13 protein-coding genes are annotated in these 14381 nt (G+C 68.8%); 9 read left to right on the top strand and 4 right to left on the bottom strand.

Annotated elements, in window-relative coordinates:
- Window positions 1-138 precede the first annotated feature (138 nt).
- On the top strand, window positions 139-1509 hold the full coding sequence (locus IPK85_23360) for a hypothetical protein (GenBank protein MBK8250305.1): 1371 nt from the start codon (window positions 139-141) through the stop codon (window positions 1507-1509).
- Between the two features lie 65 nt (window positions 1510-1574).
- Here IPK85_23360 and IPK85_23355 read toward each other — a convergent pair whose 3' ends face one another.
- Window positions 1575-2477: a hypothetical protein gene (locus IPK85_23355; GenBank protein ID MBK8250304.1), complete on the bottom strand. Its 903-nt coding sequence runs from the start codon at window positions 2475-2477 to the stop codon at window positions 1575-1577.
- Window positions 2478-2812: 335 nt separating this feature from the next.
- Between IPK85_23355 and IPK85_23350 the strand changes: the two genes are divergently transcribed.
- The 6 genes from IPK85_23350 to IPK85_23325 all read left to right on the top strand — a co-directional run bounded on the left by IPK85_23350 (window position 2813) and on the right by IPK85_23325 (window position 10038).
- Entirely contained in the window at window positions 2813-3271 is a 459-nt protein-coding gene (locus IPK85_23350) for a cupin domain-containing protein (GenBank protein ID MBK8250303.1), read from the top strand.
- A 7-nt stretch (window positions 3272-3278) separates the two neighbouring features.
- The gene (locus IPK85_23345; GenBank protein MBK8250302.1) at window positions 3279-4487 is read left to right on the top strand and encodes a metal-dependent hydrolase; all 1209 of its coding nucleotides are present in this window, start codon (window positions 3279-3281) and stop codon (window positions 4485-4487) included.
- 128 nt (window positions 4488-4615) lie between these two features.
- Window positions 4616-6340: a gamma-glutamyltransferase gene (locus IPK85_23340; protein ID MBK8250301.1), complete on the top strand. Its 1725-nt coding sequence runs from the start codon at window positions 4616-4618 to the stop codon at window positions 6338-6340.
- A gap of 10 nt (window positions 6341-6350) precedes the next feature.
- A complete protein-coding gene (locus tag IPK85_23335) occupies window positions 6351-6881 on the top strand; it encodes a sigma-70 family RNA polymerase sigma factor (protein MBK8250300.1) in 531 nt (176 codons plus the stop codon).
- A 52-nt stretch (window positions 6882-6933) separates the two neighbouring features.
- Complete coding sequence (locus IPK85_23330) at window positions 6934-7158, top strand: hypothetical protein (protein MBK8250299.1); 225 nt, start codon at window positions 6934-6936, stop codon at window positions 7156-7158.
- Window positions 7159-7176: 18 nt separating this feature from the next.
- Window positions 7177-10038 carry a serine/threonine-protein kinase gene (locus IPK85_23325; GenBank protein MBK8250298.1) on the top strand — a complete coding sequence of 954 codons (2862 nt, stop codon included), beginning with the start codon at window positions 7177-7179 and terminating at the stop codon, window positions 10036-10038.
- A gap of 6 nt (window positions 10039-10044) precedes the next feature.
- On the opposite strand, the gene IPK85_23320 is transcribed toward IPK85_23325, so the two are convergent.
- Together IPK85_23320 and IPK85_23315 are read right to left on the bottom strand one after the other, a co-directional pair.
- Complete coding sequence (locus IPK85_23320; GenBank protein MBK8250297.1) at window positions 10045-10983, bottom strand: 2-dehydropantoate 2-reductase; 939 nt, start codon at window positions 10981-10983, stop codon at window positions 10045-10047.
- The gene (locus IPK85_23315; GenBank protein MBK8250296.1) at window positions 10980-11318 is read right to left on the bottom strand and encodes an antibiotic biosynthesis monooxygenase; all 339 of its coding nucleotides are present in this window, start codon (window positions 11316-11318) and stop codon (window positions 10980-10982) included. The genes IPK85_23320 and IPK85_23315 overlap by 4 nt, the downstream gene beginning before the upstream one ends.
- A 336-nt stretch (window positions 11319-11654) precedes the next feature.
- Here IPK85_23315 and IPK85_23310 point away from each other — a divergent pair, with 336 nt between their 5' ends.
- Window positions 11655-12488 (top strand): 1-acyl-sn-glycerol-3-phosphate acyltransferase, encoded by an 834-nt coding sequence (locus IPK85_23310; GenBank protein ID MBK8250295.1) that lies wholly within the window; start codon window positions 11655-11657, stop codon window positions 12486-12488.
- A 63-nt stretch (window positions 12489-12551) separates the two neighbouring features.
- Here the strand turns inward: IPK85_23310 and IPK85_23305 are convergent, their stop codons facing one another.
- The gene (locus tag IPK85_23305; GenBank protein ID MBK8250294.1) at window positions 12552-13442 is read right to left on the bottom strand and encodes a c-type cytochrome; all 891 of its coding nucleotides are present in this window, start codon (window positions 13440-13442) and stop codon (window positions 12552-12554) included.
- A 76-nt stretch (window positions 13443-13518) separates the two neighbouring features.
- Between IPK85_23305 and IPK85_23300 the strand changes: the two genes are divergently transcribed.
- Window positions 13519-14376, top strand: coding sequence for a sulfurtransferase (locus IPK85_23300; GenBank protein ID MBK8250293.1), 858 nt, complete (start codon window positions 13519-13521; stop codon window positions 14374-14376).
- Window positions 14377-14381 lie beyond the last annotated feature (5 nt).

Below are 14381 nucleotides of genomic sequence, written 5' to 3'. Positions count from 1 at the left end.
ACGGGTCCCGGCGCTTCGTCGGGACCCGTCCTGGTTTTGGGTGTGCTTGTTCGTTCGCGTCAAGGGGGATTTCAGCGACTTGCCCCCACCCGGACCATACGGAAGGTTGCGGCGTGACCTTCGCACACCGGTAACGAGATGCTGCCTGCCCACGCCACGCCGGTCGCACTGACGGCCTTGGCCCTCGCGGCTGCCATCATGACACCTCACCACCCACGACCGACGCCCAAACTGGGGGCGGCGGTGGCCGTGGACACGACGTGCCCGCAACAAACCGGAGCTGCAGGCACCTCGCTCGCCAGCGCCTGCCGCTCAACCGACGCCGACCCCATCGAACGACTCCAGCGTCGCCTCGCTGCCGGGGAGGCGGCCCTCGCCTACGACTCGGCCTTCGGCTTCCTCCCCGCATTGCTCAAGGCCCTTGAGATCCCGGTTTCGTCCCAGGGACTCGTGTTCTCTCGCACGTCGCTGCAGACCGACAAGATCGCGCCGTGGTCGCCCCGTGCCCTGTATTTCAACGATGACGTGTACATCGGATACGTACAGGAGGGGCATTTCCTCGAGATTGCCTCGATGCACCCGTCACGCGGCGCGGTGTTTTACACGCTGAACCAGGTGGCCGATAAACCTCCGACGTTCCAGCGGGAAGGACGCACCTGCTTAATGTGTCATCAGTCGGCCGTCACGGAGGGCGTACCCGGCCTCATGACGCTGTCGACCATTGCCGACCGGCTCGGCTACCCTATCACCGGCGTGCAGGACGGAGCGATGACGGACGCCACGCCCGTCGCCCAACGCTTTGGCGGCTGGTACGTGACGGGGACGCACGGGCCGCATGGGCACTCCGGCAACGTGCGGTCAACGAAGCTGAGCCACGAGGTGGACAAGAAGGCCTACCGCGCACAGATCGACCTCACCACGGAGAGCGAGCGCGCCAACCTGGCGGACTACTTCGACGCCTCGGTCTACCTGAACGGCCACAGCGATGTCGTGGCCCTGATGGTGCTCGTCCACCAAGCCGTGGTGCACAACCTGGTGACCCTCGTGCACCGCGCCGCGGACGAAGCGGATCGCCGGTATTCCGGCCCGCGCAATCCTGCGGCGCCGGACGGAGGGATCCCCATGACGCCCACGCTGCAGGCCGCCGCCTCGCGCCTGGTGCAGGCGCTCTTCTTTGACGATGCCGCGCCCCTGACCGCCGAGCTGCGGGGGACATCGTCGTTCGCGACCGACTTTGTCGGCCGTGGCCCGCGCGACAGCCAGGGGCGATCGTTGCGCGACTTTGACTTGAAGGCACGGCTCTTCAAGTATCCGTTGAGTTTTCTTGTCTACTCCGACGGCGTGCGCACCTTGCCGCCGGTCGCGAAACGCGAGGTATTTGCCCTCATCGCCGCCGTGCTCGGCAGCGAGCCCACCTCACCTCTGGCGCATCCGCTCGACCCCACGACGCGGGATGCGATCCGCGACATCCTGCGCGAGACGATGCCCGACGCGATCGCGTCGCGTTAGGCGTCGACCCGACACCACTACCCGCCGACGGCGCCCGGGCAGGCCCGGCGCGCCGTCGCGAGGGGTCACTGCCGCAGGACCAGGTTGTCCATGATGCCCACGCCCTCGAACGCGAGGTAGCGCGGCGCATTCAGGGTGTAGTCCCATTGCCCCTGTACCACGCCATCGATGGTCAGGGTCACGCGACGAGTCGCCGGCTCGTACCGCAGCGACATGGGATTGAAGCCCGGATACCCGGCATTGCCGCTGGCGAGGACGGACCCGGTCATGCCGTTGGTGCGCAGCTCCCAGGTGAGCTCGCCGCCGGGCAGCTGCAGGTCACGGACCCGCAGCCACAGTACGCCCGACGTCGTGAGGTTGCTCGTGAGGAGCCCCGAGTTGGAGAACCCGATGGCGATGTACGCGCCGGGGATGGGCGCAGGGTACCCATCCATGCTGAAGGTGTAGGGGACGGCCGGTGCCGTGAACGGCATCAACGCCGTGGGATACGACGTCACCGCGTCAAACCACTCGGACGAGATGCACCCATTCTCCAGGGTCACGTTCGGCAACGCACTGGCCTGCAACGGGGACGGCATCTCGTTCAGGTTCTCGGAACACGCCGCATACTTCCAGGTCTGGTCGCTATTGGGGGTGAGCCACTGCTTCGACTTTGACCCCGGCCACTCCACCCAATACCCCCCGAGGCTCTCGTGGATGAAGACGGCCCGATCAAGACCCTTGCCTCCGTGTGGCCGCACGCCCTGGGAGAACCCGAACGACTCCCGCACCAGGACCCCCGGCGCTGGCGGCGTGGTGGGGAGCACCATTGAGGGCGGAGGCGTGGTGCCACCGCCACCGCCGCCCCCGCCGCCACCGCCCTTGGCCAGCAGCGGTTCGAGTTCACGGGGCGACGTGGAGTCGGCCACGGCGCACGCGGCCAGGGCGAGAATGGCGAGGAAGGAGGAGGGGCGGAGTGAACGCATCATTGTCCAGGTGAGAGGTTACCCTCGTCCGGAAGCAAGGGGCGCTCCACCAACGCACGGATCGTAAGGTGCCGTCCTACACCAACTTGAACGGTGCGGCGCACATCTGACCGGAGTGAGACGTGGCACGCCTCGTTACACCTCGCTCCGTTGCGTTACAAACCACCCTGGCAGGCTCAGGTGACTCGATGCTCGCCATCAACGGCCGTTCTCCTGCCGGCCTCGCGGCGCCGATTCGCCCTCAGGTTGTCTGCAATCGCACCAAGCGGTCGCGCGTGGCTAGTCCGGGTGCCGTCCCCAGGGAGCCATCGTAGATTCCGGCACCCTACCCCATCCGCATGAGCGAACTCGACCTCCGCGCCTTTGTCGAAGCCGGCGACGGCATCCACGTCATTCGCGGCAGCCAGGACATCCGCGGCTGGAACGGGATCCGCTACGCCGCCGGCCTGTCCGGCAAGAACGTCCCGGCGCGCCAGCTCTCGATGAACGTCGCGCGCATTCCACCCGGCGGCGTGGCCTACGCGCATGTGCACGTCGACTTCGAGGTGATGCTCTACATCCTCAAGGGACGCGTGCGACACGAGTACGGGGACGGGCTGAAGCAGGTCGTCGAGAATACCGCCGGCGACTTTATCTACATCGAGCCCGGGGTGCCACACGAGGTCTTCAACTGCAGCGACACCGACGAGGTGATGGCAGTCGTCGCACGCTCCGATGCCACGGAGTGGGCCCATATCGTCGAGTATGACCGGGCGACCGGTGCGTTAGGCAAGGTCCTGGAGCGCAAAGAAGGCTGAGCGCCCGGTGGATAACATCACGCACGCCCTCGCCGGATGCTTGATGGGGGCCGGGGCGCTGGCTGCGCTCGCTCGCCGCGGCACGGCCATCACCCCCGCCATCCGCCGGACCGCCATCGCCGTCGGCATTGTCGCGGCGGAGTTTCCGGATAGCGACCTTGTGTACTCCGGCGACCTGCTGGGGATGGGCCAGCTCGCATACCCGCTGCACCATCGCGGCCACACCCACACGGTGGTCTTCGCCATTGTCAGCGCTCTGGCGATCTGGGGCATCGCGCTCGCCTTGAGCCGCGAGTCGCGCGCGCGCCCCACCGCGCGCGCCCTGCTGTGGTTGGCCCTCGCGGGAACGGTGTCACACATCGTCCTGGACTGGACGAACAACTACGGAGTGCATCCGTGGTGGCCTGTCTACTCCGGCTGGTTCTACGGCGACGCCATCTTTATCGTCGAGCCGTGGTTGTGGGTGGTGGCACTCCCGCCCCTGTACTTCCTGGCGACTGGTCGTGTCACCCGTGCGCTGTTCGCCCTGGCCGCCGTCGCCATCCTCGCCGCCTCGTGGTTCCTCGGCCAGGTGCCTCGCCCCGTCGCCGCCGTTGTCACCATCGGGATGGTGTGCTGGACGCTGGTCAACGCCCGAACGACCCACACGACCCGCCTCGCGTTAGGCGTCCTCGGCTGGATCGCCGTCGAAGCCGTGTTCTTCGCGACGACACGCACGGCCCGCCGTCAGGTCATTCGCGCGGTGGGCGAGGACTTCACGGACGTCGTCCTCACGCCAACACCGGGTGACCCCTTCTGCTTGCGCGCCCTGGTCGTCACGGCCGACCGCGCGACCTACGTGGTCACCAGCGCCACGGTCACGCCAGTGCCGGCGGTCCGTGGAGCCCGCCGCTGCACAGGACCGTCGCGCACCCCACCCCTCGGCGACCCGGACGATCGCCCGTCGACGTCGACCATCCAGTGGCACCTCGCCTGGCGCCGACCGTTGGCCGAACTTCGCGACCTCGTCGCCACCCACTGCCGGGCCGCCGCGGCCATGCAGTACATCCGAGTGCCGCAGTGGCGCCGCAACGCCGACGGCAGTACTGAGTTGTACGACGCGCGGTACGGCGATGGCAGCTTTGCCAGCGTCACCCTGCCCCGCGACGCCGCCCCCTGCCCGCGGTTCGTCCCCGGGTGGCGCCCGCCACGACAGGACTTGCTCGCCGAGCAATAACGTAGCGTCACCGGACGGCCCGCAGGCCGCGAGGCGTGCGCGCAATACCGCATCGGAGGTTGCGCCACGTGGCGGTCCGCCCGAGTTTGGGAAGCGTGCCCCTGACCATCCGACACCGTTCCCCTGCCTTGCTGCTCGCCGGCATCCTTGCCTGCGCGGCGCCCGGCCTGTCCCCCGCCGACCTCTCCCCGGCTGATGGCAAACGCGTGGAGGGTGACCGGGGAGTGGTCGCCGCCTCCCACCCCGACGCCTCCGCGGCCGGTGTTGAGGTGCTGCGAGCCGGCGGCAACGCCGCCGACGCCGCCGTTGCCACGGCCTTCGCCCTTTCGGTCACCGACATCTCGCAGACCGGGCTCGGCGGGGGCGGCGCGCTGACCTTCTACAGCGCGCGCACGGGACGCGCGGACCACCTGTCGTTCTACGCGCGCACGGGGAGCGATCCCGCGTGGGGCCAGGCGGACAGTGGCGCGGCCAATCCACGGCGCATCGGCCGGGCCGCGGCGGTCCCCGGGATGGTGGCCGGTCTGCTCGAGGCCCACCAGCGCCACGGCAAACTGCCGCGTGCCGCCGTGCTTGCCCCCGCGATCCGCCTGGCCCGCGACGGCTTCATTGTGAGCCCGCTCCTGGCGCGCACCATCGCGTCCTCTCGCGCCAAGCTGCAGGGGAACCCGGCCGCCCGCGCGTTGTTCTTCCCCGATTCCCAGCCCCTGCGCCCCGGAGCGCGCCTGGTCCAACCGGCGCTCGCCACGACGCTGCAACGCATCGCTGACGGCGGACGCGACGCCTTCTACACAGGCGCCATCGCCGACCAACTCGCGAAGGAGGTCCAATCGCTTGGCGGGCTCATCACGGCGGACGACGTCGCCGGGTACCCCGTTGCCCCCATGGTCCCGCTCTGCACGAGCTGGCTGGGCCACACCGTGCTGTCGGCGCCACCCCCCATGGGAGGCGCCCCGCTGCTGGAGATGTTCGAGCTCACCGAAGCGAGTGGGCTGACCCGAGCCGGCGGCTTCACCGATCGACCCCAGGCGGTCGTCACCATGGCCGGCATCCTCCGCCTCGCCCAGGCGGACGGGTCTCTCCATCGCGGTGATCCCGCGGTCCTGGCCGTCCCGGCGCGCGGAGTGACCAGTGCAGCGTATGCCGCGCAACGCGCTACCCTCCTCGCAGGCGCGGCGCGGGACTCCGTCGGGCCAGGGGACGCGTGGCCACACGAGCCCGCGACACGCGACGCGGCCTGTGAGGCGTATCCCTATCCGGTGGCCCTTCCGCGTGCGCTGAAGGCCTCCAGCGGCGAGACCGAACCCCAAACCAGCGAAAGCCTCACGTCGCACCTCTCGGTCGTGGACGCCGACGGCAACGCGGTGTCTGCCACCACCACGGTGGGGGTGTTATTCGGTTCCGGCGTGTATACCAATGGCTTCTTCCTGAACTCATCGGCCGCCAACCTCGACGCACGCACCCGCGGTCCCAACCGCTACTCCAACTCCACCATCGCACCCACGATCATCCTGGACGGGCGCCAGGTGCGGCTCGTGATTGGTGCGGCGGGATCACAGTACATCCAGCCGGCCATCACGCAGGTCAGCACGCGCATCCTCGCCTTTGGCGAAGATCCCGGGCGCGCGATCGCGGCCCCACGCATCTGGTCCACGCCAGGGCGCCGCGACGTGGAAGTGGAGCCGGGCTTCACGACCGACGTGTATGCGGGTCTCGTGGCCGCCGGGTACCAGCCGCTTTCTCGCGTCGCGGACATACAGTTCGGGGGCGTCCACGGCGTCTTCGTTCGCAAGGATGGCCGACGGATCGGGATCGCCGACCCCCGGCGCGACGGCGTGGCTCGCGCGCAGTAGACCCGCCGCCATGGATACCGCCGCCCTCCCCCCAGACCGGCTCTTCACCGAGCTCTACCGCGAGCTGAAGGTGCTTGCTGGTCGCCAGGTTCGTGACTTTCAGGGCAACGTATCCCTGTCGGCCACCGCGCTCCTCCACGAGGCGTACCTGCGCTTTTCCGAGCACTCACCGGCATTCGAGGACAAGGGCCACTTTCTCGGCTATGCGGCGCGGGCGATGCGCGGCATCATCATCGACTATTCGCGAAACCGGCGGGCCCAGAAGCGGGGGGGCGAGTTCCACTTCACGGGGATCACCAACGCCGACGTCGCGGCACCCGCCGGAGACGAGCCCGACCTCGCGCGTCTCGGGGAAGCCCTGGAGGAGCTGGCGACCCTGGATCCTCGTCTGGCCGAGGTCGTGGACCTGCACTTCTTCTGCGGCTTCACCTTCGCGGAGATCGCGGCGCAGCGCGGGGCATCTGAGCGCACCGTGCTGCGGGACTGGAAGAAGGCCCGCCTGCTGCTGGGCGACGCGATGGGACGGGACGGCGTGTCATGATTGGCCGTCGGATTTCGAAGACAGGGGTGAACCTCCACTTCGGGTGCTCCCCATGCTTCACCAGGCTTCCCAGGTCCGCGCCGCCCTCTCTCCGCTCGTGAACGCCATGCAGCAACTCCCGGAAGGAGACCGGGCAGCGTGGCTGCACGACCTGCGCTCAGACGCGCCCACGGTGGTTGCGACCCTCGAGGCGCTCCTCCAGGAAGACGTCGCGCCCAACGCGCGAGCCCCCCGACTCCCGGGACTGCGCCGATTCATGGCGCTGTTCCTGGCCTAGCCTTCATCGCGATCCGCTATGGACAAGGCCCTCTGGAACCAGGTGCAACCGCTCCTCGACAAGGCGATCGACATGCCGGCCGGGGAGCGCACCGCCTGGCTGATGCGTCTGCGGGAGGAGTCGCCCACCATTGCGGACGAACTCCAGCGCTTGCTGGCGCGCGAGGGGACCCTCGACCGGCGCGGCTTTCTCGACACGCCGACCTCACTGGACTCACTGGTCGGGCGGATGGTCGACGGAAGCACCGCGACGTATCAGCGCGCGGAGCTGGAGCGCGCCTTGGCCCCAGGATATGAGTTGCAGGCTGAGGTGGGCCGTGGGGGGATGGCGACGGTCTTTCGGGCCCGCGACACCCGGCACGGGCGCGATGTGGCGATCAAGGTCATCCGGCCGGACGCGGCGTCGGTACTGGGGGCCGAGCGCTTCCTCGCGGAGATCCGGCTCACGGCGAACCTGACGCACCCGAACATCCTGCCCTTGCTGGACTCCGGGCAGGCGGGTGGGGCGTTGTTCTACGTGATGCCGTTCATCGAGGGCGAGACGTTGCGCGCGCGGATGCGCCGTGAGGGGGCGCTCCCGGTGGAGGATGTGCGCCGCCTGCTGCGATCGGTGCTGGAAGCGCTGGCGCACGCGCACGAGAAGGGGTTGGTGCACCGCGACATCAAGCCGGACAACGTGTTGCTGGCGGGGCGGCAAGCGTGGGTGGCGGACTTCGGGATTGCCAAGGCGATCGCGAGTTCGGGGACGAGCGTGCACGCCGCGACGAGCGTCGGTGTGGCGTTAGGCAGTCCCGGATACATGGCCCCGGAGCAGATCGAGGGGTCGGCGGCGATCGACGCGCGCACGGACCTGTATGCGGTGGGGGCGATGGCGTGGGAGATGCTGGCCGGGCGGCCCGTGTTCACGGGCGAGTCGATGCAGCAGCTGTTCATGAGGCACCTGACGGCGGTGCCGGAGTCGCTGCAGGCCGTCCGACCCGACGTCCCAACGGCGCTGGCGGATGCGGTGATGCGGTGCCTCGCGAAGGCGCCGAACGATCGGTGGCTGACGGCGGCCGCGCTTCTCGAAGAGCTGGACCAGGTCACGAGCGGGGCCGCGCCGCGCGCCCCGGTCCGACGGGTCGGGCGAGGAAGGCGTTGGCAGCTGCCGGCACTGTTGGGCGTCCTCGGTGTGGCGGCCACCGGCTGGTGGTGGATCGGGCGCACGCCGGCGTTCGCGCCGAGCGCGCCCGAGCGAATCACTAATGCCGGCACGGTCAGCCAACCTCGGCTCTCGCCGGACGGGTCGCAGCTCGCGTTCCGTCGCGATGGCGGTGAATTGTGGATCCAGACGATGCCGCAAGGCACCGCCCGCCGTGTCGGCAGGGCGGCCCCGGGATTCCTGTCCTGGCTCGACGACTCGACCCTCGTCACCTACCGACCGGGTGAACCGCCGACATTCATGGCAACCGCGGACGGCAGCAGCTCCCAGCCCGATTGGGTCACATCGCGCGGGGGCCAGTGGTACCAGCCATCCCCCGGCCCACTGCTTAACCTTCGACGCGGCATCACCCCGGCTGACACCCTCACGGTGACGATCGCCGAGGTGCGACGCGGCGGTTTCGGCGACAGCGTGCGCGTATCGCTGGACGCCGGGGAACGTGTCGTCTGGCTCGCGGGTGGTGTCGCGGAGGGCCTGCTCGTGCTCGCGTCTCGCCTTCCGGACTCCACGGTGCGCATCTCACGGTTGGACGCGACCGGCGACCGCGTAGTGGTGTTCGCTACCACGCCGGCCGACACCAGCGGGGCATTTGCGTCACTATCGCGCACGGCCTACTTCGGCCCCACGCGCCGTTTTCTCTACGCGCCGATGCGTCGGGACTCGATCTTTCGCCTGGACCTCGACGCGAGCCCTCCCCGGGGCGAGCGACTCGCACTGGACCTTCCCGGGGTCCCACAGGACATGGGGCGCAACGGCGACCTCATCGTTCCGCGCATCGAGAACATCTCACGAACCTGGCGCTTTCCGATTCCCATCGATTCCGCAAAGACGGCGCGGATGATTGCGCAGACAACGGGTGCGGTGAACGTGGTTCCAGCCCTGTCTCCGGACGGCGCCGTCCTCGCGCAGGTCGAGGCACTACCGGCACTTCGGAGTTCGAGCCTCTACCTGCAGGATACAGCGGGCGGGAATCGACGCCTCCTTACCACTCAGCCGGGCACGCTGATGGCCGCACAATGGTCGCCGGATGGAACGCGCCTGGTGACGCGTCACGTCCCGCCTGGCCGCGGCGCCGAGTGGATTGTCGTCGACGTGCGTAGCAGTGAGGTCACGCGATTGGGAAAGCCGAGTCAGCCGCGGGGATCCAACGTCATCAGCTTCGGGTTTCCCGCGGCCTGGAGCCCAGATGGCCGGTATGTGTATGCGCCGGACTTCGACGTGAATCCGCGTGGTCGCCTGCGTCGGTATGCGGTGACCGCCAGCGACACGGGCGAGGTTGTTTCCCGTTTCTGGGAACAACACGAGGGGTACCTGCCCGAGGGGATCGTCCCGAGTCCGGATGGCCGGCAGCTCGTGGTTGGAGGAGCCAGCCTGGTCGTGGTTGCCCTCCCGTCCGGTCCTGCGCGCGAGATCGTCCCTACCGACTCGGTGACGCTGGTGATCCCGATCTCCTGGGACGCCGACGGGAACATTCTCTATGCCCTTCGCGACTCGCGCGTACGGGGGAACGCGATGCGCGAGCTCGCCATGGTGTCTGCGCGGGGTGGGAAGCCACGCCCACTTGGCGCGATTCCCGCGCCATGTGGCATTCACATCGGCGTGCTGCGCAACGGCCGAGAGGCTACCTGCGTGGAGCAAGAGCAGGTCATCGATGCATACCGCATAAGGGGCCTTCGGTAGCCGCAGCTACCGCGCGTGACGCGCCTGCGGTGCAAGCACGGCATACAGCGCGTCATGGGCGGGTGCCGAGACCCCAACCGCGCGCGCCATCCGACACACGGCCGCCGTCTGCGCATCGAACTCGCTCGGCCGCCCCGCCATCAGGTCGCGCTGCATCGACGCCGTCCCCTCCGGCGCGAGCTTGTCGTACCGCAGCCACACGCTCGCCACCGAGTCCTCGCCTAACAACACGCCCCGCGCCCGGCCGACGGCCATGATCTCCCGGACACACGCATCCAACAACGCGCGCGTCTCGGGGACCGCGAGCAACGCGCCGAACGGTACCCGCGCCGCGCCTCCCACGGCGCCGAGCGGCTCGACGAACATGAACTTCTCCCACAACGCGCGCAGCACGTCGGGGGTCTCCTCCACATGGAGTCCCGCCCCGCGGAACACCTCGCCCCAGCCGGCCAGCACCCCCTCCGTCGGTGGGGACCCCGCCCCCACGCGCGGCGCGAAGGCAATAGTCGGCGTGACGGCCACATGCCGAATGTGTCCCGGAGCAACGGCCTCGGCGATGACCCGGCTGTACCCCTCGAGCACGGCCTCGCCTAACGCGGCAGCCAGCTGGCCACTCGCCTCCACCCCGTTCTGCAGCGGGATCACGAGGGTACCGTCGCCGATCAACGCCCGGAGCGTCGGCGCCAACGCCGACACCTGACCCGCTTTCACGCAGACCAGGACCAGATCCACCGGGCCCACTGCGGCCGCATCTTGCGCGCAGCGGACCGGCTGCAGCCGCAGGTCGCCCTCCGGCGAGTCCACGATCAGCCCGCGCTCCGCGAGGGCATCGAGGGTCGCCCCACGTGCAAGGAAGACCACCTCATGCCCGCCAGCCGCGAGGCGACCCCCAAAGAGCCCGCCGATCGCGCCGGCGCCCACGACGGCAATGCGACGCGAGTTCACCGCGCCGGCCCACCATACGCCCGCTCCACCTTCGCGATGCGGAGCTCGAAGTGCTCATACCAGGTCGTGTGTCCCATCCGCTGGGCTTCCCGGTGCTCCATGTTGGCCTTCCAGGCGGCGATCGACGCCTCGTCCGTGAAGTACGCCACGGTGATCCCAAAGCCATCCGCGTTTCGCGTGGATTCCATCCCGAGAAATCCGGGCTGCTGCTCTGCCAACTGGCCCATGCGTTGGGCGGTTGCGCCGTATCCCTGATCGCCGGCCGTGCGTTGCGACGAGAAGATCACGGCGTAATACGGCGGGTCCGGCAGCTTCGCGAACACTTTCGTCGACATCGATCAGTCCAGTGGAGAGTGCGGCCAGGAGTACGTGAAAGCGACAGGCAGGTGCGATGGGCTCGCCGCGCCGGACGTCCGTAGCACCTCAGGACACCGGCCCCGTCCGCCCCACGCAGTACGCTCCCTCGAAGGTCGCAGGATCCACGCTAGTGGGGCAAGCCACGGGCGCATGGTATGCACGCATATTTCCCGCGTGATCTTCTTGCCCTCCTTCGCCCCCTCCTCTCCGGCGGGTGCCACTCGCACCGCGATGACCCGACCCTCATTGGGGCCAACTGGTCAGTTCGTGGCGCACCCCACCCGGCAAGCTGCGCGGCCCGAGGGCACCGGGAGATGAGCCCCCCCGATCCCTTCACGGCACCGTTGCCCGCGGCGGTACGCGCCACCCTTGGCCGCAAGGAGCGCCTGCACGTCGAGGTCGCCCGGTTCATGAACCGGGAACCGATGAAAGCGTTCTGGACCCTTGGCCAGCGACTCTACGGTGCCTCCCTGGTGAACCTGGTGATGCGCGGCCGCATCGCGGATTCGGGATGGCATCACGTCGAGGAGGCGTGGCCGAAGGGGGCGATCCTCTTTGTGGCCAACCATCGGACCTACTTCGACATGTTTGTTGTGTCGACGCTGCTCCACCGACGGCTGCCCGGGCGGAAGCGCCTGTATTTCCCGGTCCTCGGCCAGTTCTACTACCAAACGCTGCGGGGGATGGCGCTGAACCAGCTGTTCGCGATGTGGTCGATGTTCCCGCCACTGTTCGCGCTCCCCAGCCATGCCGCGAGTGACGCCTACGCCCTGGACGTGCTCACCGCCTTGTGCGCCCGCGGCCCCGGTCACGTGATCGGCATCCACCCCGAGGGGGCGCGAAACCTGAACGAGGATGAGCATTCGTTCCTGCGGTGCCAGCCGGGGACCGGTCGCATCATCCACGCCGCACGTCCGATCGTGATTCCGGTGTACGTGGCCGGGATGCACGCGTCCGTCCCGGTGCAACTGCGGCGCGCGTGGCGTGAGGGGAAGGCAGCACGGGTGCGCTTCGGGGCCCCGGTGGACCTCGCCGAGCACTATGCGCTGCCGCCCAAGGGGAGCACCTACAAGGGGATTGTCGACGCCGTCATGGGGCGCGTGCGGGACCTCGCAGAGGAGGACCGGGCGACGCGACAGGAGGGATGAGACGGCGAACGGCAGACGGCGGCGGGCATGCGGTGCCGAAGGTGCACCGCCGGTCGTCGGCGCTCAGTTCGTCTTCGGCTTCTTCGCCAGCGTCTGGTAGGCGACATCCGGCGGCGGGTCGCCGTGGGGCCAGTCCCGCTCCTTGCCGGCAAAGTCGGGGCGCGACTGCCCATTGATGAACCGCGCCACGTCATACGCTTCCTGGTCGGTCAGCGCACCGGCACTGTCCTGGGGCATGCGGGCCCGAATGAAGGCGGCGGCGGTGCGCAGGCGCGCCATCCCTGCACCAATGTTGTAGGACTTGGGGCCCCACAGCGGCGTGGCCAGCCCGATGCCTTCTCCCTTGCCGCCATGACAGCGCGCGCACCGCGCGATGAAGACGTTTCGCCCGCGGCCAGCATCCGCCTCGACCGGCGTCACAGGACGCAGCCCCTGTCCATCCACCTCGGCGCCCACGGGATACCCGGTCGACAGGAAGGCCATGTAGGCGACGATGTCGCGCATGTCGCGACTCTCCGGCACCAGCGGACGCCCATTGAGCGAGCGCTTGAGGCAATCGTTCACGCGATCCTCGATAAGCTGCGTGGCCCCGGCGCGCGATCGATACTGCGGGAACCGTGCATAGACACCAACCCACGGCATGCCATGCTTGACCGTCCCGTCCGCCTGATGACACGAGGTGCAGCTGAGTCCGTTCCCGACGTGCCGAGGCAGCGAGTCCCGGGTGTTGCGCAGGATGGCGCGACCGCGGCGGACCGAGGCCAGCACCACGGGGTCTGCCACTTCGCTTTCGCTGGGCACCCGGAATGCCACACGCCGGTGAGGCGTGGGGTCCGGGAGGGTCGCCACGTCGACCACGGACGTCGTATCCGTGCTGGCGGGGGCGCGACGTTCCAGGCGACACGCCGCGACGGAGGCGACAAATAGAAAAGCGGACGCTGTACGAACGAACATGACACGCACGAGGAGGGAGTATCCGGGAACGCTCCGCACGCTAAGTTCCCGCGACGGAATCTGCCAGAGAGCCCACATGCTACCACGCCTCGTCGTCCTCCTTTCCCTTGCGGCCACCGGCCTGGCCGCGCAGTCCCATCCGGTCATCGTTTCCGCCAAGTGGATGGAGAAGCGGATGAACGACCGCACGGTGGTGGTGTTGCATGCGGGGACGAAGACCGAGTACGACGCCGGCCACCTGCCCGGCGCGCGGTTCCTCCCTTTTGCGGCCGTCGCCTTGCAGAGCGAGGGACTTTCGACCCAGCTCCCGGCCCCGGCCTACATCGACTCGCTGCTCGAGTCGGTGGGGGTGTCTGATGGCCAGCATGTGGTGGTGTACGGACAACCACTGATCGCCGCGCGCACGCTGGTGACCCTCGAGCGCGTCGGGCTTCGGGGGAAGGTGTCCATCCTCGACGGCGGGATCGATGCCTGGCGCGAGGCCGGTCGCACCGTGACCTTCGACGCCACCCCGGTCGCGCGCGGGAATTTCACCCCGCAGCCTTTCGACAATGTCGTCGACGCGGCCTGGATTACCCAGAACGGCACTCGTGCCGGCGTGCGGGTCCTGGACGCACGGGCGCCGGAGTTCCACTTGGGGTTGAGCGCAGGTTCCACCGCCCGTGCCGGTCGCATCCCCGGCGCCCGGAGCATCCCATTCAGCTCGTTGACGAGCGAACTGACCACCTTCCGTGATGCCGGCAAGATCCGACGCCTGTTTGATCAGGCCGGGGTGATGAAGGGCGATACCGTCGTGACCTATTGCCACATCGGGCTGCAGGCGAGCCTGCTGTACACCGCGGCCCGTTCGTTAGGCATCCCGGTGCGGATCTACGACGGCTCCTTCGAGGACTGGGCCAAGCGGAGTGAGCTGCCGGTGGAGAAAGTACGCTAGGGCAG

It is taken from the genome of Gemmatimonadota bacterium (genome assembly GCA_016712265.1).
Classification (GTDB): Bacteria; Gemmatimonadota; Gemmatimonadetes; order Gemmatimonadales; family Gemmatimonadaceae; genus RBC101.
Note: the sequence above shows the minus strand (reverse complement) of the source record. Positions and strands in the feature narration are given on the sequence as shown.

Coding starts and splice junctions, on each gene's coding strand:
- IPK85_23330 (MBK8250299.1), top strand. CDS start 6,934: ATGCTTCACCAGGCTTCCCAGGTCCGCGCCGCCCTCTCTCCGCTCGTG.
- IPK85_23350 (MBK8250303.1), top strand. CDS start 2,813: ATGAGCGAACTCGACCTCCGCGCCTTTGTCGAAGCCGGCGACGGCATC.
- IPK85_23335 (MBK8250300.1), top strand. CDS start 6,351: ATGGATACCGCCGCCCTCCCCCCAGACCGGCTCTTCACCGAGCTCTAC.
- IPK85_23300 (MBK8250293.1), top strand. CDS start 13,519: ATGCTACCACGCCTCGTCGTCCTCCTTTCCCTTGCGGCCACCGGCCTG.
- IPK85_23310 (MBK8250295.1), top strand. CDS start 11,655: ATGAGCCCCCCCGATCCCTTCACGGCACCGTTGCCCGCGGCGGTACGC.
- IPK85_23325 (MBK8250298.1), top strand. CDS start 7,177: ATGGACAAGGCCCTCTGGAACCAGGTGCAACCGCTCCTCGACAAGGCG.
- IPK85_23315 (MBK8250296.1), bottom strand. CDS start 11,318: ATGTCGACGAAAGTGTTCGCGAAGCTGCCGGACCCGCCGTATTACGCC.
- IPK85_23355 (MBK8250304.1), bottom strand. CDS start 2,477: ATGATGCGTTCACTCCGCCCCTCCTCCTTCCTCGCCATTCTCGCCCTG.
- IPK85_23360 (MBK8250305.1), top strand. CDS start 139: ATGCTGCCTGCCCACGCCACGCCGGTCGCACTGACGGCCTTGGCCCTC.
- IPK85_23305 (MBK8250294.1), bottom strand. CDS start 13,442: ATGTTCGTTCGTACAGCGTCCGCTTTTCTATTTGTCGCCTCCGTCGCG.